This is a genomic window from Paenibacillus sp. (assembly GCF_048976745.1).
Taxonomy (GTDB): domain Bacteria; phylum Bacillota; class Bacilli; order Paenibacillales; family Paenibacillaceae; genus Paenibacillus.
This window is the reverse complement of record NZ_JBHGUU010000008.1, coordinates 103,694-123,693: the sequence shown is the minus strand read 5'-3', so window position 1 is coordinate 123,693 and position 20,000 is coordinate 103,694. Positions and strand designations below refer to the sequence as shown.

General features: G+C 47.2%; 18 protein-coding genes and 1 riboswitch. Of the genes, 16 read left to right on the top strand and 2 right to left on the bottom strand.

The features are described 5' to 3' along the window. Window positions 1-166: 166 nt before the first annotated feature. The 5 genes from ACE3K2_RS15295 to ACE3K2_RS15275 all read left to right on the top strand — a co-directional run bounded on the left by ACE3K2_RS15295 (window position 167) and on the right by ACE3K2_RS15275 (window position 6,012). Window positions 167-2,143, top strand: a complete 1,977-nt coding sequence (locus ACE3K2_RS15295; protein ID WP_421891786.1) for a peptidoglycan D,D-transpeptidase FtsI family protein — start codon at window positions 167-169, stop codon at window positions 2,141-2,143. 236 nt (window positions 2,144-2,379) lie between these two features. Continuing rightward, on the top strand, window positions 2,380-3,324 hold the full coding sequence (locus ACE3K2_RS15290; RefSeq protein WP_421891905.1) for a metal ABC transporter solute-binding protein, Zn/Mn family: 945 nt from the start codon (window positions 2,380-2,382) through the stop codon (window positions 3,322-3,324). A gap of 31 nt (window positions 3,325-3,355) precedes the next feature. Then, on the top strand, window positions 3,356-4,177 hold the full coding sequence (locus tag ACE3K2_RS15285; protein WP_421891783.1) for a metal ABC transporter ATP-binding protein: 822 nt from the start codon (window positions 3,356-3,358) through the stop codon (window positions 4,175-4,177). Between the two features lie 3 nt (window positions 4,178-4,180). Next, window positions 4,181-5,140 carry a metal ABC transporter permease gene (locus tag ACE3K2_RS15280; protein WP_421891780.1) on the top strand — a complete coding sequence of 320 codons (960 nt, stop codon included), beginning with the start codon at window positions 4,181-4,183 and terminating at the stop codon, window positions 5,138-5,140. Next, on the top strand, window positions 5,140-6,012 hold the full coding sequence (locus ACE3K2_RS15275; protein ID WP_047841304.1) for a metal ABC transporter permease: 873 nt from the start codon (window positions 5,140-5,142) through the stop codon (window positions 6,010-6,012). Before ACE3K2_RS15280 ends, ACE3K2_RS15275 begins: the two co-directional genes overlap by 1 nt. Window positions 6,013-6,161: 149 nt before the next feature. Here ACE3K2_RS15275 and ACE3K2_RS15270 read toward each other — a convergent pair whose 3' ends face one another. Beyond that, entirely contained in the window at window positions 6,162-7,295 is a 1,134-nt protein-coding gene (locus ACE3K2_RS15270) for an SMP-30/gluconolactonase/LRE family protein (RefSeq protein ID WP_421891778.1), read from the bottom strand. Window positions 7,296-7,619: 324 nt separating this feature from the next. On the opposite strand from ACE3K2_RS15270, the gene ACE3K2_RS15265 reads away from it, so the two are divergent. From ACE3K2_RS15265 to ACE3K2_RS15250, 4 genes are all read left to right on the top strand, one after another. Beyond that, window positions 7,620-8,315, top strand: a complete 696-nt coding sequence (locus ACE3K2_RS15265) for a TetR/AcrR family transcriptional regulator (protein WP_421891776.1) — start codon at window positions 7,620-7,622, stop codon at window positions 8,313-8,315. A 305-nt stretch (window positions 8,316-8,620) separates the two neighbouring features. After that, window positions 8,621-9,370 (top strand): Cof-type HAD-IIB family hydrolase, encoded by a 750-nt coding sequence (locus ACE3K2_RS15260; RefSeq protein ID WP_076253219.1) that lies wholly within the window; start codon window positions 8,621-8,623, stop codon window positions 9,368-9,370. Between the two features lie 54 nt (window positions 9,371-9,424). Further along, window positions 9,425-9,865 carry a DUF456 domain-containing protein gene (locus tag ACE3K2_RS15255; RefSeq protein ID WP_047841365.1) on the top strand — a complete coding sequence of 147 codons (441 nt, stop codon included), beginning with the start codon at window positions 9,425-9,427 and terminating at the stop codon, window positions 9,863-9,865. Window positions 9,866-9,926: 61 nt separating this feature from the next. Beyond that, a complete protein-coding gene (locus ACE3K2_RS15250; RefSeq protein ID WP_421891773.1) occupies window positions 9,927-11,555 on the top strand; it encodes a putative polysaccharide biosynthesis protein in 1,629 nt (542 codons plus the stop codon). 201 nt (window positions 11,556-11,756) lie between these two features. On the opposite strand, the gene ACE3K2_RS15245 is transcribed toward ACE3K2_RS15250, so the two are convergent. Further along, window positions 11,757-13,043, bottom strand: coding sequence for a DUF2515 family protein (locus ACE3K2_RS15245; protein WP_421891770.1), 1,287 nt, complete (start codon window positions 13,041-13,043; stop codon window positions 11,757-11,759). Window positions 13,044-13,185: 142 nt separating this feature from the next. On the opposite strand from ACE3K2_RS15245, the gene ACE3K2_RS15240 reads away from it, so the two are divergent. The 7 genes from ACE3K2_RS15240 (at window position 13,186) to ACE3K2_RS15210 (ending at window position 19,982) form a co-directional block, all read left to right on the top strand. Next, window positions 13,186-13,530, top strand: a complete 345-nt coding sequence (locus tag ACE3K2_RS15240) for a thioredoxin family protein (protein WP_017692403.1) — start codon at window positions 13,186-13,188, stop codon at window positions 13,528-13,530. A gap of 306 nt (window positions 13,531-13,836) precedes the next feature. Further along, window positions 13,837-14,775 carry a COX15/CtaA family protein gene (locus ACE3K2_RS15235; protein ID WP_421891766.1) on the top strand — a complete coding sequence of 313 codons (939 nt, stop codon included), beginning with the start codon at window positions 13,837-13,839 and terminating at the stop codon, window positions 14,773-14,775. A gap of 195 nt (window positions 14,776-14,970) precedes the next feature. After that, complete coding sequence (locus ACE3K2_RS15230) at window positions 14,971-15,687, top strand: Cthe_2314 family HEPN domain-containing protein (RefSeq protein ID WP_421891763.1); 717 nt, start codon at window positions 14,971-14,973, stop codon at window positions 15,685-15,687. A 136-nt stretch (window positions 15,688-15,823) separates the two neighbouring features. Next, a riboswitch (SAM riboswitch) is annotated at window positions 15,824-15,965 on the top strand. A gap of 125 nt (window positions 15,966-16,090) precedes the next feature. Further along, window positions 16,091-17,125: a methionine ABC transporter ATP-binding protein gene (locus ACE3K2_RS15225; protein WP_421891760.1), complete on the top strand. Its 1,035-nt coding sequence runs from the start codon at window positions 16,091-16,093 to the stop codon at window positions 17,123-17,125. After that, the gene (locus ACE3K2_RS15220; protein ID WP_421891757.1) at window positions 17,126-17,785 is read left to right on the top strand and encodes a methionine ABC transporter permease; all 660 of its coding nucleotides are present in this window, start codon (window positions 17,126-17,128) and stop codon (window positions 17,783-17,785) included. Between the two features lie 74 nt (window positions 17,786-17,859). Then, entirely contained in the window at window positions 17,860-18,699 is an 840-nt protein-coding gene (locus ACE3K2_RS15215; RefSeq protein ID WP_289390331.1) for a MetQ/NlpA family ABC transporter substrate-binding protein, read from the top strand. Window positions 18,700-19,202: 503 nt separating this feature from the next. Continuing rightward, window positions 19,203-19,982, top strand: a complete 780-nt coding sequence (locus ACE3K2_RS15210) for an SDR family oxidoreductase (protein ID WP_421891753.1) — start codon at window positions 19,203-19,205, stop codon at window positions 19,980-19,982. The last annotated feature ends 18 nt before the right edge of the window (window positions 19,983-20,000 follow it).

The window sequence follows — 20,000 nt, the reverse complement described above, 5'->3', positions numbered from 1 at the left end:
GGTTAGAGTAAAGATGTTGTTTACGAAAATGTAACCAAATATTGAAAGACTTGACAGCTAACCTTTGGTAGACTTGGATGAGTAAGGATTAAATACTGGATTGAATACGTACGCAATAGGGATGAATTATATTATTTTTATAGAGGAACGGGAGAGGCTTAAAACGATGTTTAACCGATTGAAAAAGAAACCCATAACCGAGGAAGATACACCCGTCAACAAGCCTTCTACCGCAAGGCTGAATCTGTTTTTTTTCGCGGCATTTGTCATATTCAGTATCCTTATTTTCAGGTTGGCCTTTGTGCAGTTTGTAGAAGGTCCTGAACTGACGTATATGGAAACGAGTCGTAATACCAAAGATATTCCACTCGCACCTGTCCGTGGTCCCATCTATGATGCGACAGGGGAAGTCGCGCTCGCTTATTCCGAACCTGTACAGTCCCTGTATGTGCTGTTATATGAGGATTATCGGAATGATGAACGGAGACAGGAAGCAGAGGAACTGGCTCATGATCTGGCCGCTGTGTTTAAGCAGTTTAATCCAGGGGACAAAGAGCAGCCGGATGCGGAAGAGATCATTAAACGACTGGATCTGGATTACCAGAAAACGTTTGGATATGTACCGAGGCTGGTGAAGTCGGATCTATCGACCAAAGAAATAGCCTTTTTCATGGAGAAAAAAGCAGAATATCCAGGCGTTATGGTGCTGGAAGAGAACATCAGAAAATATGACCCGGATGGTGTAGCGGTTCAGGTTGTGGGTTACACAAGAGAGTTCAAGCGAGCACCAGATTCCATTGCCAAATATAAGGCCATCCGCGAGGGGGCAAGTACCCAGCGTGATCCTGGTCTTGTGTACCATGAAGAAGAGAAGGTTGGCTTCGATGGGTTGGAGCTTCAATACCAGGAAGAACTCCGTGGACGAAGCGGATATCAGTCCATTGATATTGACGCACGTAATCTGCCAGATGGGACGATGTTACAAACACCACCGGAGAAAGGCTACAGTCTGGTTTCCACCATTAACAAGGAAATTCAGATGGCTGCACAAGAGGCGATAACGGACGAATTGCGAAGACTGCCTAAAGCAATTACCGGATACGCAGTAGCCATGGAAGTGGATACGGGAAATGTGGTAGCTATGGCGAGTATGCCGGATTATGATCCGAACGATTGGGATTATGACAAAATCAAATATGTGTTCCGAAACGGAACCACCGAGTCGTTCCCACCGAATGATGCCAAACCTAGTCGTGCGGAATCCGTTGTACTCCTTGGATCAGTAATCAAGCCGCTAAGCGTACTGATTGGATTAAAAGAGGGACTATTTACAGCCGGACAGACCTATCATGATCCGGGATATGCCATTCTGGGGAAAGACGGACGACAAGTGAGGAACTCACATTCTGCTTATAATGGTTCTATTACGGCGAGAAGAGCAATCGAGAAATCGTCCAATGCGTTCATGATTGATATGGTGGGTAAACGTTTGTTGAGCAAATATGGCTCGATTGAGGGGGTTAAAGTGTGGGACGAACACATGAAAGAATTCGGATTGGGTGTGTCGACTGGTGTTGATCTGCCTAATGAATTTCTGGGTAGGCTAGAATATAATAATGATGACGAATCAGCTCTAACACGTTTGGCATTTGCTTCATTTGGACAGCAAGCCAAGTACACCACCATGCAACTCGCCCAATACACGACGATGCTTGCCAATAAAGGCAAACGGATGGAGCCTCACTTGGTGAAGGAAATCCGTGATGCGGATGGCAATGTGGTGAAGGAGATCAAGCCTAAGGTTCTAAATGAAGTTGATTTTTCCGATGCGCACTGGAATGAAGTTCATAAAGGAATGGTCACCAAAGTAAGTTCATTTGACGGTTTCCCTTACGATTATGCTCGGAAAACAGGAACGTCAGAGCAGGGGACTGGACCGAACAAAAAAGAGAATGGTGTATTTATCGCCTTTGCCCCACGGGATAATCCGAAGCTCGCTGTAGCTGTTGTTGTACCAGAAGGTGGATTCGGGTCAGTCAGTGCTTCACCAATAGCACGAAAAATTTTCGATGCATATGATGAAGTGTATGGTCTCGATGGGACGCCAAAAGGGAAAAAAGACGAAGCAAAAGACCAGGAGTAACGCAAAAAACATCGCGGGAATTTAGCTCTTTCAACATCGTGACCAGAAAGTTAATGAAGTGAATTAAATACATTTGGACAGGCAGGGGAAATAATCCCTTGCCTTTTTTTTTGGCATCGGATAAAATTTGCACAAGGGAAACATTATTAGCCTTGATTAAAACTTAATACCTTGTACAACAAAATTAGATGTAGACAAGTATTTTAGAAGAGGGAAAGGGGACGATTGAATTGTTAATGGTGAAGATGAGGAGTATCCAGAGGGGGTTCATTACGCTAGCGACTCTGGTACTGGTTGTTGTGCTTACGGCATGTTCCAGTGATGCAGAGACTGGCAGCGGTGGCAAGCTACAAGTAACAGCTACAACGGGAATGATTGCGGACGTAGCACGTGAGGTAGGCGGGGCATATGTTGATGTTACCGGGCTCATGGGCCCGGGCGTTGACCCTCACTTGTACAAGGCATCCCAAGGTGATATTCGCAAGCTGGAACAAGCCAAAGTCATTTTCTATAATGGACTGCATCTCGAAGGTAAAATGACAGACATTTTGGAGAAAATGTCCTCAAGCAAGCTGGTTACAGCCGTTACAGAGACCATTCCAGTTGAGGAGTTACACTCAGGCAAAGATACAGGCGGCACGGAATATGACCCACACGTCTGGTTTAACGTCAGCCATTGGATGCATGCGGCAGAAGCCGTACGCGATACGCTCGTGGAGGCGGACCCGGACCATGCGGAAGAATACAAGGCTCAGGCAGAGGCGTATCTGGCGAAGCTCGAGGCACTGGATGCCGAGGTACGTGAGAAGATTCTGGAGATTCCGGAAGCAAGCCGAGTATTGGTTACCGCACATGATGCATTTGGATATTTCGGTCAGGCTTATGGCATGAAAGTGATGGGGCTTCAGGGCATCAGTACAGCAGCCGAATATGGTGCAAAAGATGTTAGCGAACTGAGAGATTACCTCGTAGACAACCATATCAAAGCAGTATTTGTTGAATCGAGTGTGCCTGCCAAAGCAATGGAAGCCATCATCGCCGGAGCAGCTCAAAAAGGACATACAGTCAGCATTGGTGGAGAACTGTTCTCGGATGCCATGGGTGCTGAAGGAACGGAAGAAGGCACATACATCGGTATGATTCGTCACAATGTTGAGACGATTGTAGAAGCCCTGAAATAATGAATTAGATCAAGAGAGGAGTTACAGGATTATGAATGATACTATTTTATCGGAACAAACTCCTACGCATCTGAACAACAGCCACTTGCAGGGAACGCAGCCCACATCGGCTCCTCTTAGTGTTAGGGATCTGGCTGTTGCGTATCATAAAAAGCCGGTGCTTAGCAGCGTATCCTTTGATATCCCGGAAGGCCAGCTCATCGGAATCCTCGGACCGAATGGTGCAGGGAAATCGACCCTGATCAAAGCTGTTCTGGGATTGATACCGAAGATGCATGGCGAGGTACGGATCTTCGGACAATCGTACCGGGAACAACGTCGCCGCATCGGCTATGTACCACAACGAGAATCAGTCGACTGGGATTTTCCAACGCATGCACTCGATGTGGTTATGATGGGACGGTATGGTCATCTGGGCTGGTTCCGTCGTCCGGGGAAAAAGGAGCGGGATCTGGCAGCACACTGCCTGGAACAAGTCGGCATGGGCGATTACATGTACCGCCAGATCAGTCAGCTGTCCGGTGGACAACAGCAGCGTGTCTTTCTGGCGCGGGCACTCGTGCAAGATGCAGATCTGTATTTCATGGATGAGCCGTTTGCAGGTGTGGATGCTACCACGGAGAAAGCGATCATTTCCCTGTTGGAACAGCTGAAGAAACAAGGCAAGACGGTACTGGTTGTTCACCATGATCTGGCGACAGTTGAGGAATACTTCGACCATGTGCTATTGCTCAATGGACGTCTGGTGGCAGGTGGGCCGACAAGTGAAGTATTTGTACCAGATACACTGCAAGAGACGTACGGAGGCCGGATTGCGATGATCGGAAGCCGGACGGAGAAAGGCAAGGTGTAGTGTATGTGGAACTGGATCGTTGCCATCTTGTCTGACCCCAATACACGTTGGATATTGCTTGGCTGTCTTTTGCTTGGATTCAGTAGCGGGATTATTGGCTCCTTCACCTTCCTTCGTAAGCAGAGTCTGATGGGGGACACTCTTGCTCATGCTGCTCTGCCTGGGATCTGTATTGCATTTATGTTGACGGAGACGAAGTCCGTAGGCTTATTCCTGTTCGGTGCTCTGGTGGCCGGCATCGTCGCTACCTTCGGAATTTCGTGGATTACCCGCTACTCCCGGATCAAGCAGGATGCGGCGATGGGCATTGTGCTGACCGTATTTTTTGGGGTTGGCGTAGTGATGCTTACGCGCATCCAACATGGGGCGAGCGGAAGCCAAAGCGGACTTGATAAATATTTGTTTGGTCAGGCGGCATCCATGGTCATGACAGATGTGTATGTCATGGGTGGTGTATGTCTCGTATTACTGATTGCCTGTCTGGCTTGGTTCAAGGAATTCAAACTGGTGAGCTTTGACCCCGGATTTGCGCGTGGTATGGGACTACCAGTGGCCATGTTGGAGCAGCTCATCCTGCTCTTGACGGTGATCGCGGTGGTGGCCGGAATTCAGGCCGTTGGTGTGGTGCTTGTTGCAGCTTTGCTAGTAACTCCGGCAGCAGCGGCACGTTGCTGGACCGACTCACTCGCACTGATGGTGGTGTTGGCAGGCATATTTGGTGCATTGAGCGGTGCAACAGGGACCATCTTTAGCACACTTATCCCTAATCTGCCGACGGGACCTGTAACCGTTCTTGCGGCTACGGTGCTCTTTGCCGGATCTGCTTTGCTGGCTCCGCGTCGTGGATTATTAGCAAGGCGGTTGCGCAGTATTCAGGCCAAGTCCGCGTATATGCGTGAAGAGCGGGCTACACTTCAGACGCTTGCCACACAGCGAAATCAGCAGGAACGGGGGGAGATGTAATGGCAACGTTTTGGATTATTTTGACGGCCGTATTGGTATCTTCTGCCTGCGCTATCCTCGGTTGTTTTCTGATTCTGCGACGAATGGCTCTGGTTGGTGATGCGATCAGCCATGCGGTTCTCCCCGGTATTGCAATTGCCTTCCTGTGGAGCGGTTCCAGAGATTCATTGTGGATGCTGCTCGGCGCAACGGTGTTTGGATTACTTACGGTGTTCTTCATACAGAGTTTACAGGCGGGTGGACTCTCGTCTGATGCCTCGATCGGAATTGTGTTCACAGCACTCTTCGCAGTAGGGGTCATTCTGATTAGTCTGAACGCCCAGCATATTGATCTGGATCTGGACTGTGTCTTGTTTGGTGAGATCGCTTATGTACAGTGGGATACACTAACCCTTGGAGGTACAGATGTCGGACCGAGGGCGGTCTGGATGCTGGGTATCACTTTGCTGGTCATCCTCGTTGTCATTGGGCTGTTCTACAAACAGTTCAAGCTATGTGCCTTTGATCCGGCGCTGGCTGCGGCCTGCGGCATTCCAGTGGTATTGTTCCACTATCTGCTCATGGGACTCGTTTCCATGACTTCCGTAGCTTCATTTGAAAGTGTTGGTTCGATTCTCGTGGTGGGCATGCTGATTGTTCCTGCGGCGACAGCTTACCTGCTCACCGATCGATTGGGCAAAATGATTCTGTATGCCGTCCTGATCGGTGCAGCTTCCTCAGTTGGAGGGTACATCATGGCATACGCCCTGGATGCTTCCATCGCGGGCTGTATGGTGGCCGTTGCTGGGATTCTGTTTGTTCTTGCACTTCTGCTCTCACCGAAACATGGCATCGTATTCCGTTACGCTCGGCGCAAATTCGCGGCACGTTAATTCATAGAGATTGTCAGCCGCCTGCCTTACAGGCGGCTTTTTTAATGGACTGTAAACGAAGAAAAATTCAATAGCAGCCCCTCCTGCTGGAGTGAGCTGCTATTGGGATGCCTAAAGAGTGGCTATGCGGTAGATGAATATAACAATCCTTACGGTTTCAAAAGCACCCGATGAACCCCTTGGCTTCCTCCCGGTGCGGTTCCGAGATATAAATATTTTCCTTGGCTTACGGCCGTGGTAATGCCATACAATGTTCCCTCAGGATCATGCCAGCTATTCACAAGTTCTCCTTCTGGTCCATATTCTGCGACAAGTCCATGTTTAACCGGCGCGCTGGCTCCATTTAACAAGGCCTGTGGAACTTTGGACATCGTTGCCGCTAACCAAGGATGACTATGCATGTAATCGGCAAAAGGCAGACGGGTTGTGAATATCCCTACCCAGAAGTGTCCCTGAGCGTCACGTGTGATATTGTCCGGAAACCCAGCCAGATTCTCTGCAAAAATATCAGAGGTACCTTGTTTGGGCCCCTTCAGCCAGTACCGGGTCAACTGATAATGATATGATTCGGCTACAAGCACGAAATCTTCTTCGGCAGACAATACGACCCCATTGGCAAAATATAAATCCTCAAGCAGAACGGTCGTCTGCTTGGTCACCGGATCATATTTCAATAATCGTCCATGCGGTTTATTCTCGGCAATTTCTTTGAACATGACCTTACCATAGTTAGAGGTATCGGAGAAATAAATCGATCCGTCTTGGGCGATGTCCAGCTCATTTGCCAGGTAGATCGGTCCTCCATCTACTTCAGTGGTTAGTACTTCGACATCTCCGTTCGGGTCAATGGACAGCAGTCCTTTCTGAATATCTGCCACAATCAAATTCCCTGTAGCATCAAATTTCAATCCGTTAGGTGTACCATGGGTATCTGCGAACACCTCGGCTGGCTGCGCTTTGCCCTCCGCGTCAAAGGTCACTCTGTAAATTTTTCCGTCGGAGTCACCCGTATACAGTCGCCCTTCTTTATCAAAAGTGATAAATTCCGGGAACTTCGCGCTGTCTGTCACCAGTTCTGCGGAGCTAAGTTTGTTGTTCTCTTTCCAGGGACTATCCTTCTCAAAAGAAGGAGCGGTAGGTGCAGACCAAGCAGCAGGTTCCACCGTGGCGGGCATCAGTAGAAATACAACGATGCCCAGCACAATTACCCCGAGCAGAGTCAGGCTCCACCTACGAAATTGTTGACCCGTGGATCGGTTGCGTTGTTTTTGTTCTGTTAACATTATTTATCCTCCTAATATTGTTTGCGGGGGCGGAACATGCCCCCAATCAGCCGCAGACTTTGTCTGCATGGCGCGGATCTCTACTCTAAAAACGAAGTTTTCTAACGGAAACAGCGTTACTGATTTATCAAAAAAATAAATACTTCACATATGGGAATGATTTTTGGTAACACTGTTTCCTGTTAGAATCATAGTAACCAAATGGATACATACGTGTCAAACTTTTTTTCAGCGTGCTTGATTTGTTGACAACTTTTCTGTAAATGGTTAGAATGCCTGTTACAAGTAGGTAACACTGTTGCTGGTGAGTAACATGATAACCGAATGAAGGTGATCCTTATTAGTAACGAAGGCAAGCCCTCACCATCCACGGAGCGGGCATTAAAAACATATCAGGAAGCACGTCTGCAAAATACAGAAAATCTCCGTAAGCTTGTGGTTGAAGCGGCTGCAACCATTTTACAGGAAGAAGGACCAGAGGCCGTCACTGTGCGTAGAGTATCGCAAAGGATGGGCTGTTCCACCAAGATCATTTATAGTTTGTTTATCAATAAAGAAGGTTTGGCCCAGCAGCTGTATCTGGAGGGCTGCAAATTGCTGGCTCGAAGTTTTGAAGAAGTGCCGCCCTCCTCTGACCTCTTGCAGCAATTGTTGGATTTGGGTGAAGCCTTCTGGCAGTTCGCGCAGGATTATAGCAGCTACTACAAGCTGATGTTCGGAGGAGCTTTTGCTGAGTTCAAGCCGGATGCAGAGAGTATGCAGGGAACGATGACAGCCATACACCGTTTGCTGATTCTAATTAACACCGCCCAGCAGCAAGGGCAGATTTCGGACCAGGAAGAGACGAGAACTCTTGTCAGCACCATATGGGCATCGCTGCATGGTGTAATCCACTTGTATATGGGTGGGTTCCTAGGTGATGTTACGTCTGCTCATACCGTATACAAACAAACAATGGATCTGATGTCCCATGCCTTGTTTGCAGCTTCCAAGGCAGATAGAGAAGAAGGCAAAAAATGATTGCATTCATCTTGGCTGTGGGCTAGTCAGGAAACTTCCAGAGTGACAAAGGTTAAGCTAAAGCGGTTGATCCTGTTAGGGGTGGTCGTTTTTTTTGGTTTAGGAATTGATACATTACATAAAATGTAATAACTTCGAAGTTTAATCCTGAGCGGGTTATTTTGTTGCATACAGAGGATCTGTGGTAAAATGTCGTTAGCTGTGACGTCCGGAGCGTCCGTTTTTACGGGTGCCGGGCGATCTTGTTGTGAGAGAATGTTTATAATTAGGAAGAAATAGAGAGACAACCTAGGAGGAACTACTGTATGAGTGAACTGAAATACAAATTGCTTGCATTGGATATGGATGGAACATTGCTTAACGATAATCATGAAATTACGCAGGAGACCGCCAAGTGGATACAGATTGCCATTCGTCGGGGTGTACATGTGTGCCTGTCTACGGGAAGAGCGGTATTCCATGCGATGCCTTATGCGGTCCAGCTTGGACTGGAGACACCGATGGTAACCGTTAACGGTAGTGAGGTATGGAAAGCCCCGCATGATCTGCATATGCGTCATCTGATGGACCCGGCATTGATTCGCCAGATGCAGGAGATCGGTGAGAAATATAACAGCTGGTACTGGGCATACTCCGTGGAAGAGCTGTTCAACCGTGATCGCTGGACAGACAATATTGAAGGTCTGGAATGGTTGAAATTCGGCTTCAATACCGAAGTGGATGAAGTTCGTCACCAGATCATGATGGAACTGCAACAAATGGGTGGTCTGCAAATGACCAACTCCTCACCCGTTAATATTGAGATAAACCCTGCTGGTGTATCCAAAGCAAGTGGTGTAGCGGAAGTCTGCAAGCTGCTGGGCATAGAGATGTCCGAAGTTGTTGCTGTTGGAGACAGTCTGAATGATCTGGCTGTCATTGAGGCTGTGGGTCTGGGTGTAGCGATGGGTAATGCCCAAGAGCAGGTGAAAGAGGCGGCTGATCTGATCGTAGCGAGCAACAATGAAGACGGCATCGTCGAAGTGATCCGTGAACATATTTTGAAGGGGGAGTAACCTTTGCTCGCAACCATTGCCTGGATTTTAATTGTGCTGCTGTTTGCAGTAGGGATGGCTGGAACGGTATATCCCATACTGCCTGGTGCTGTAGCCATTTTCTTTGCATTTCTGGTATACGGCTGGTTCTTCAGCTTTGATCCGTTTGGTGTGTGGTTCTGGATCATCCAGATTCTGATTGTTGTTGTGTTGTTTGTGGCTGATTATGTTGTCAGCGCATGGGGCGTGAAGAAGTTCGGCGGCTCCAAATTATCAACCACGCTGAGTACCATTGGTGTGATCATTGGCCCATTTGTCATTCCGGCATTCGGACTGGTATTGGGACCATTTATCGGGGCTTTTATCGGGGAACTGATCGGAGGGTCTTCACCTTCCAAAGCGTCGAAAGTTGGATTTGGTTCCGTCGTGGGGCTATTTACGAGTACGGTGATGAAAATTATTTTGCAAATCGTCATGATTGTTCTCTTTATTATCTGGGTGGTAAGATTCGCCTAATTGTTCAGGATTAGCTTCAACGGGATGTACGTCCGGTGTGGAGGAAAGAAGGGGAATTCGTTTGTCTAAGAAAGAAACATTCATTAGGGGTACGCTCATTCTGGCGGCAGCTGCGTTGATCGCGAGAGTACTCGGATTGGTTCAACGGGTGCCGCTGGAGCATATTCTCGGAGATGTTGGTAACGCATCGTTCACGATCTCCAATACGGTATATTTAATGCTGTTAACTGTAGCAACGGCGGGCATACCGAGCACACTTAGTAAAATGGTATCGGAACGTTATGCGCTCGGACGCGCGAGTGAAGCCCAACAGATCTACCGTGCAGCCCTGATCTTTGCGGCTGTCGCCGGGGTAGTCATGTCTGCTTTATTGTGGTTCGCTGCACCTTATTATGCCACGTATATCTCCAAAGTTCCGGCATCGGTCAGCGCCATTCGCGCCTTGGCTCCAGCCTTGTTGCTGTTCCCGGCCATTGCGATGATGCGTGGATATTTCCAGGGACGCGGCAACATGACAGCAGGTGGTATTTCACAGATTGTGGAACAGTTCGCCCGTGTAGGTACAGCCATTATTGTGGCTTATGTCATGCTGCAATGGAACTACGACGACCAAACGATTGCTGCGGGTGCTTCATTTGGTGGGGTATTAGGAAGTGTGGGTGCCTTTGGTGTCATGCTGTACTTTACCTTGAAGTTGCGTCGTAGCGACCGTACGGCCCAATTGAATTACGAACGTGCAGAACAGTTACCGATGCGAGGTATCTACAGTGATATCTTCAAGCTGTCTATCCCAATTGTGCTGTCCTCACTTGCGGTTCCAGCCATTAACTTCATCGATTCATCCCTTGTGGTACCACTGCTTAGTGGTCAGATCGGACTCGAAGAAGCGACAGGTGTACTTGCGATCCTTGGGGCGAAGGCCCAAAGTATTGCGGGTATTCCTCCGATTCTGGCTATCGCGTTGAGTCAATCATTGGTGCCTGTCATATCGGCAGCATTTGCCCGCAAGGATGAAGCCCATCTGAAGAGTCAGGTTACACTTGCGTTGCGCATTTCAATTCTGACAGGTATGCCGATTGTCATTGCACTTTGTGCGGCAGCATATTCGGTTAACGGATTGCTGTTTACCAATCTGGATGGAACGCCGATCATTGCCTTGCTGACATTCGGTACCATTTTCCAGATTACGATGATGACCACCAACTCCATTTTGCTCGGGGTAGGTAAACCGCGGATTACGATGGTCAGTGTGGCAGCGGGTGTTGTGGTCAAGCTGATTGCAAGTCTGATCCTCGCGCCGATTTTTGGCATATATGGCATCATTATTGCAACGGCACTGTGTTTCCTGGTGATCACATACCTGAATCTGCGTGTTCTTCGCAAAATCGTTGATTTCTCCATCATGGGAGATCGTTGGAAAGGGTTTATCATTACGGTCTTGCTTGCAGCAGGTGTAGGGTTTGCAACGAACTGGATTGGGAATATGATCTTTGGACTGTTCCTGCCGGCGCGTGTCTCCTTCCTGTTTACCTGCCTTGTGGTTGGTGTGCTTGTGGTAGTGGTGTATCTGGTTCTCATGGTTGTGCTGCGTGTACTGCGCAAGGACGAGCTGGGCAGTTACCCCCGTATTCTGCAAAAAATTCTTCGTCCACTGATGCGTCTCCAACGTGGAGCTGGGCAAAGAGGTTAAGAATGCGAGGAGCATCATTCAAGCTCCAATATTTTGTGAGAATAGGGTACAAGCTCTGTCTGCTGTTAAGCGGACAGGGCTTTTTGTATAGTTAAGGTGAGCTTAGCGACTGAGATCTATATTGGCCCTTCAAGGGAGGATTAGCTTTAGATCGGGGTATTCACATCATCCGGCTTTGCGTACTCTATATGATCTTAAGCGTTAGTGTGTAATGGCTTTTGCATCATGAGCCAGTGCTGTTTTCAGCATGCCATACCGGTGTTCGTGACTCATCTCAAACAGCCATGGCCGACGAGGTGCCGTCAGATAACCGAGACAATCCCGAGTCTGAAGCCAGTCATGTCTGGTGATCGGTTCATAAGGCGTATCCCCCCATACGGAGAGCAGTTCCGGACTATATAATCGTTGCCCTTCTGGAAGCCATTCTTCATCAAGCAGCGCCTGAGCGTATAATGTATGATCACCCGCCCCTTCTTCATGCTGGGTAAACAGGCCAGGCCAATATTCGGCACGCGAGCCACGATGGGGAACCGAACGTGCATACGCCAACACTTGTGTGTGTACTTGCTCCACGCCAAACAACAGAGCATATAGGCCTTTGCCAAACATGATTCGCTCATCCAGCTTGCCAAAATGTTCAATGACGCGTCCTGCGAGTCCTGCTCCCCGTCCAAGAGGAAAGACGATATGATTTAGACCTGCCAGATTATGCAGATGGAATGCGGGTTTGGAGAGTACTTCCTTTTGAAAATAAGGATGCTGCACGACCCGGCTCTCGATATAGTTCTGCTCATTAATAATTAATGCCACACTAAGCAGTGAACTGCACCGTTCCAGCCAAAAGCGTTCCCAAAACGGCGTCATAAACGCCGATACGTGAAAGTGCGACAAAAGATGGAAACAGCTTCGTCCGATTCGGCGACTGTTCATATACAGCTGAAGCTGGGGATATGCATCCTGGAAAATGAGTGCATTGCATCGCTCCAGCAGCCGATACATATGTTCACGATCGCTTTGGTTCTGCAGATTATGCATCAAGTCACTCTGAAGATCTGTCATGTGATATCCACCGTTACGAGAGACCATATGAGCCAGCAGTGCCCAATGCAGTTCGGGACATTGCTCATAACATTCCAGATAGGCTGCCGTGCGAGTGATATTACTTCGATTGTGCTCCTGGGTCAGTGTCTTAATCTCTTCCAGAATGATGCAATCTTCTTCGCAGACAAGTGCGCTTTGAACTTGGTCCGAGCGTGCAAAAGACTTGCTGCTGGCAGGTAACATTCGCTCCACCTCAGACTGTAAGGCAGCTGCCGTATCGGTATCCCACTCGATGTCACGCATGGGGTGACGAAGCTGTGCTGAAGCTTGCCATGCCGCTTGTTTGCCGCGCCAGATTTCACGGGCAGCACCCGGAATGGAACGGACCATCTGCAGGAGGGACCCATGATGTTGTTCGCTGGACGAATCAGTTCTGGTGGAAGTCATGATGTGACATCCTTTCATGATATTCTGGGTTTAAATTCACAGAGCATGTGGTTTATTCTAAGTATGCACTGATTATTTGACTTCCACTCGCCAATTTGCTTCACTTAGGGTAAGACAAGGTACAGAAAGGGAGATGAACCGAATGGAACAGATTACTTCCAAACCGGCTTTTGATGTAGCCATCCAATCCCCACGTTTGACGATTGCCGTATTTAAGGCAGACTGGTGTGGTGACTGCAAATACATCGATCCGTTTATGCCTGAGGTTGAAGAGAAATATGCACGTGAACTGACTTTGATTGAGGTTGACGTGGATCAGGTTGGAACGGTTAGTGAAGAGCAGAATATTCTTGGCATTCCGAGCTTTGTGGCGTATACAGATGGACGCGAACTCGTACGGTATGTAAACAAGCTGCGCAAGTCGAGAGAAGAGATTGAGCAGTTCCTGGATCGCGCAGTCGAAGTGTACAACACGATCCATAAATGATAATAAAAGTATGACAGGTTCATGTTGTAAAAGGGTATACTTAAATGAAACGCCATTTCTCTTGAAATAGGGAAATGGCGTTTGTATGTTCGACACGTTCTAGGTAAGAAACGTTTCTGTTTCTGTACATAACCTCAATGACCTGTGGGTCATTATTTCAGCAGACGTTAACATTTTGTCACAAAGCGCGACGTCAATGAACATTTTATCCGGTATAATGAATTTAGTTGTGAAATAAGTGTCAAAGTACCGAAACAAGCGGAGAATATTCTTCGCCATCTTAAACCAACAGCGGGTGAGAAAAAATTGAAACACTTAACTTTGTTTAAATGGTTAACCGTATTAACCTGTCTTGTCATGTTTCTGGCCACTTTTGGTGGAGGCATCGTAACCAAAACGGAATCTGGCCTTGGCTGCGGAACGGAATGGCCTTTATGTAACGGAAAACTCGTTCCGGCGCATACTGTGGCTTCACTTATTGAATATTCCCATCGCGCTGTAAGCGCACTGGCTGGACTGTTGTCCATTGCCTCGTTTGTTGCTTTTCTGCAATTCGGCAAGTCACGCCGTGACCTGCAATTGTTTTCTTTCTTAACCCTGGTATTTGTTATCGTCCAGGGAATCATGGGAGCTTTTGCCGTCGTTTTCTCCCAATCTTCAGCAGTCATGGCACTGCATTTCGGTTTTGCACTGATTGCTTTTGCCAGTTCCCTAATGATGGCGCTGGGCATAAGGCAGGAGGCAAAAGATGGCGGATTGGAACGCCTGAATAAATACCCTCGGGTTAGCAGAAAATTCAGGAATCTGGTCTGGTTCTCCACCATTTACACTTATCTCGTGGTCTACACGGGTGCATTTGTGAGTCACACGGATTCAGCCGGCGGATGTTCCGGATTTCCGCTCTGTAACGGGCAGGTTATTCCTGAGCTTTCGGGTGGAGTAGCGGTTGCTTTTGCTCACCGTGCAGCAGCTGCGTCGCTTGTCATTGTTATTGCAATTCTGGGTCACTTCGCTTACCGTAATCATCCGGACAACAAGGAAATGCGCACCCTTGGCGTGGTATCCGTTGTTCTCATCCTGATGCAAGTCGTGATTGGTATTTTCATGATGGTGACAATGAACCGTCCGGAAGTATACATGTTCGTAGCGCTCGCTCATATGCTGGATATCGCCATATTGTTCGGAGTTTTAACGTATATGAGTTTCCTGGTGTACAAGCTGCATCGCCCGGTTAATCGGTTCTAGATATAGATTCATCCATTTTCAAAAGTATTTGGGCTAAATATGAAAGTCCACCATCCAGTGATGTACATCATTGGACAGGTGGACTTTGTTTGATGTCAGGAGGATCAGGGCAACCTATGGCAAGCAGCAATTACACGGATTGGATGATAAGTTACAGTAGTGAATTCTTGTTGATTGGAAAAGAGGAGGTTAGATATGCTGCGAACGTTGCTGGGGGAAAAACCGCGTATAAACGAAGGCAAATTGAAGGAAGCGATGGACGCAATGGCGCATACGCTTGAGCTATTTCAGCGCCAAATGCATGTGGACCATGATCCCACGCATGACTATCGGAAACTGTATGTGTGGACCCAGGGACTCATCTCCTCACTGGATGAACTTGAGCAAAGCTGTTTCGCTGCTGCTCATTTTCGCCAAAAGGTTGTTGCAGGTTCAACGGATGATATGACGCCGGCTGAAAAAGCCGAGTATGCCCGGTATGTGTATTTTTACAAAGATGGCTTCATTCGCTGCTTTGCCATTCTGGATAAAGTCGGCACAGTTTTAAATGAAATATTCCAACTGAATACTTCAAATACCAAAGCGCATTTTTCTTATTTTACGGTGTTGAGGCAGTTCGATTATGCGAGGGAGCATCATGATCTTGCATTGCGCTTGATTCAGATCAAGGACTCTTATCGTGAGCCGATGAGCAAGCTGCGCAAACGTCGTAATATGGAAATTCACTACATGAACTCCGAAATGCACGATGACCTGTGGCAGTTACACCAGACCTTGCAAGGTAAAGTGAAGTTGGAGGATCTGAATCAGCATGTGCAGGAAATGCGTCAGGGCGTGGATATGGTCTGTGAAACGTTAACAACTTCTTATCGTTATATCAATAATATATGGAAAAGAAATAATTCCCTTTGACAAATCGGAATACTTGGAATATACTGAGTTTCAATTAGAAGGTTACTGTGACAAAGAATAAACTGATATTTCAAAAGTTACGTTCACATTATAAAACATGAACTACATGAACTTATAAAATCCTACAACAACATATTTCTTATCGAGAGCGGCGGAGGGACAGGCCCGATGAAGCCCGGCAACCGATTTGTAACGACATGATACATGTATCATTCGTTATAGATGTTAGGTGCTAATTCCTACAAAATGGTGCAAGGCACGATTTTGGCAGATGAGAAGGTATAATCTTTCACGTGAAGAGCCCTCTTTGTATCTGCAAAGGGCTCTTTTTTGTACTTTAAGGGGAGTTTTTCTTTAGATCGGGTAAAGATACATGTAGGTGGTTGGAAAGGGGCAAGTGCGATTGATTGAATTAAAAGGTTTAACAAAAACGTACGGCAAAGGAAAAAAAGCTACAACAGCGTTAGCCGATTTGAATTTGAACATCCAAAAGGGTGAAATCTACGGCGTGATCGGCCATTCCGGAGCCGGCAAAAGTACATTGATTCGCTGTATTAATTTGTTGGAACGTCCTACGGAGGGTGAAGTATGGGTTGATGGGATTAACCTGACTGAACTGAGTAAAACCGAATTGCAGCAACAGAGACGCAAGATCGGGATGATTTTTCAACACTTTAATCTGTTATCCTCGGCAACGGTATATGACAATGTGGCGTTTCCACTAAAGCTTGTGAATACACCCAAGGATGCCATTGATCGCAAGGTGAAGGAAATGCTCAATTTGGTTGGTCTGGAGCACCATAGCAACAAATATCCAGCTCAATTATCGGGTGGACAGAAACAACGTGTAGGGATTGCGAGAGCACTTGCGAGTGATCCGAATGTACTTCTCTGTGATGAGGCTACTTCAGCGCTTGATCCGCAGACGACAAATTCAATCCTGAAGTTATTGCTCGACATTAACGAAAAGTACAACCTTACCATTGTGCTGATTACACATGAGATGCATGTCATTCAGAACATCTGTGACAAGGTGGCTGTCATTCATCAAGGCGGCATTGTGGAACAGGGACCTGTAACCGAAGTGTTCCTGAAGCCGCAGCATGCGATTACGCGGGACTTCATGATGCGTGACCATGAAGCTGGACTGGCTCTGGAAGAGACCGCTCTGGCGAATGCAGGCATTGAATTGCAGGCAGGTGTTGCTTCGAAACTTGTGAAGATATCCTTTCTGGGGAACAAAACATATGAAGCGATTTTGTCCAGAACGGTTCGTAAGACAGGTGTGGATTTTGCCATCCTGCAAGGAACGATCTCTACGATTAAACAGGTTCCTTATGGTCAGCTGACCGTTCGGTTCGAGGGTGATTCCAATGCGATTGATCGGACGATATCCGAATTGACCGCTGAGGGACTTGATGTGGAGGTGCTACGTTAGATGGATTTTTCAACAGTTCGTTGGGAAGAGGTTGGTAAAGCTTCCATAGAGACACTGCAGATTTTGGGTGTATCAGGCTTTTTCACCGTTATCTTTGGTTTACCACTCGGAGTTCTGCTGTTTATGACAGCCCGATCTGCTTCGATCAAGTCACGGACGGTATACATTATATTGTCCTTGATTGTAAATATTTTGCGATCAGTTCCATTTATCATTTTGATTGTTGCTCTTATTCCATTCACTCGTTCACTCGTCGGTACAGCTACAGGTGTGTTAGGTGTTATACCACCTTTAGTTATTTCAGCAGCTCCTTACTTTGCTCGATTGGTGGAGACGACGCTGCGGGAAGTTGACCGGGGTGTAATTGAAGCGGCGCAGTCGATGGGTGCATCAACCGGACAGATTGTAAGACGGGTATTACTCCCTGAGGCGTTACCTGGTTTGCTTGCTGGGATAACCATTACCATCGTTACGCTTGTCTCTTATACGGCAATGGCGGGCATGGTTGGTGGTGGAGGACTAGGGACGCTGGCAATCAACTATGGGTATTATCGTTATCAAAATGAAATCATGATTATATCCGTAGTGTCGATGATTATTCTAGTCCAAATTCTCCAGATGGCTGGAGATCGCTTGGTCACATTTTTCACCAGGAAATAACAGATAGATAACATGATGGATATGCATTTATGCGGACGCCACATGAAAAAATGATGAGAGAAGGGGTTTTACACATGAAAAAATGGTCTTTCGCTCTACTTAGCCTTATGCTGATTGCAGTTCTCGCAGCTTGCGGAAACAACAAGGATGCCGATAGCGGCGCAGACAATTCAGCAGGTGCACCACGCACAGTGGAATTGAAAGTTGGAGCTTCACCTACACCACATGCAGAGATTCTGGAAAGCATCAAGCCTGAACTGGAAGCACAAGGTATTCGTTTGCAAGTCGTTACGTTTAATGACTATGTACAACCCAACCAGCAACTTGCTGATGAAAAGTTGGATGCAAACTTCTTCCAGCACCAGCCTTATCTGGACACAGAAAATAAAGAACGTGGATTCAACCTCGTTGCTGTAACACCTGTTCATGTTGAACCTTTTGGCGGATACTCCAAAAAGATTAAGTCTTTGGATGAATTGGCTGACGGCGCAAAAGTAGCCATTCCAAATGACCCATCCAATGGTGGACGTGCTCTGTTGTTGCTCGCGAAAGAAGGCATCATTACGCTGAAAGACAACACAAATATCACATCTACGATTCAGGATATCACAGCGAATCCGAAGAACCTGGATATCATCGAGCTGGATGCAGCCATGATGCCTCGTCAATTGGATGAAGCGGATCTGGTATTCATCAACGCTAACTATGCGCTTGAAGCAAACCTGAATCCCGCGAATGATGCTTTGCTGATCGAAGATCTGCAAGGTAACCCATACGCAAACATCCTCGTATCCCGTGAGGACAACAAGGATGCAGATGCAATTAAGAAGCTGGCTGCTGCCTTGCACTCCGAAGAAGTGAAAACATTCATCAAAGAGCGTTATAAAGGTGCAGTTGAACCTGCAACTGAATAATTCACGATATATAAGTATGATATGATGTGAAGTATGTAAGAAGAGGATATCCCATAAGTCATGAATATGACGGAAGGACATCCTCTTTTTACGTTATTTTGTTTTAATGAACCTGATCAGCATACTGCTGTTCATCTGCTTCCTGCAGGTGAGTCCTCTCGGAGGGAGAGAATTTTTCTTCTTCTCCATTTGAGCTTTTGATTTTGTATCTGATCCAACCGATAAGTCCAAGGGTGTGAAGCCGATTCAGACGAGCAGGAGGCTGTTCAGCCCCACGGTAGATGTTTTGTCAGTCGAAGCATTAAATGATATCCATCTTTTGTTCTTCATATTCATGTAGAAGTCCTTTCGGGTTATATCCTCGACAGTACGATAGGTGTTTGATTTTGATTAAGATATATCTGGAATTAAAAGTGAATAATCCCTTTTGGATCAGCGAGTTGTAGGAGGGCGATAAATCTTTTATACTGGATAGTGACTGCTCTTTGAAGAGGGGGATGAACGTGAAGGGAAAGATTGCCCTCATAACGGGAAGTGCCAAAGGTCTTGGTAAAATGACGGCCCTCAGTCTGGCAGATCAGGGGTGTCATATTGCCCTCAACTATGTACACAGCAGAGCAGAAGCTGAGGCTTTAAGGGCTCAGATTACAGCCAAGGGTGTGCGGTGTATTGCCATCCAGGCGGATATATCCAAGGTGGAAGATATCTCTTATTTGGTTGAACAGGTGGAAGATAACCTGGGCAGCATTGATATTTTGGTGAATAATGCGGGCCCATTTGTCCGTGAACGACGATTATTTGCGGATTATTCTGAAGCTGAGGTCCAGATGCTTGTGCAGGGAAATCTGCTGGGACCGATGCTGCTGGATCAGCGTGTATTGCCAGAGATGAGACGCAAGCAATGGGGACGTATTATCCATTTTGGCTTCAGTCATGCTGGAGAAGCGAGATCTTGGCCTCATCGCGCCGTATATGCGGCTGCCAAGGTAGGCCTGGTATCTTTTACAAAGACACTCGCCGTTGAGGAAGCTCCTTATGGAATTACGGTTAACATGGTATGCCCGGGAGATATTCGCGGTGCCAACAAAGAGAAAACGATTGATGAAATGGCAGGCATCACTGATGAGGAAACGCCAAGAGGGCGTCCTGGCAGCGGTGAAGATATCGCACGAGTGATTACGTACCTGTGCCTTGATCATTCCGATTTTATAACAGGCAACATTATGGATGTATCTGGAGGACTTGATCCGATTCGTCCGACCATACAGCGCGAGGATACTTAAGGTGAGTTGTAGGATTGG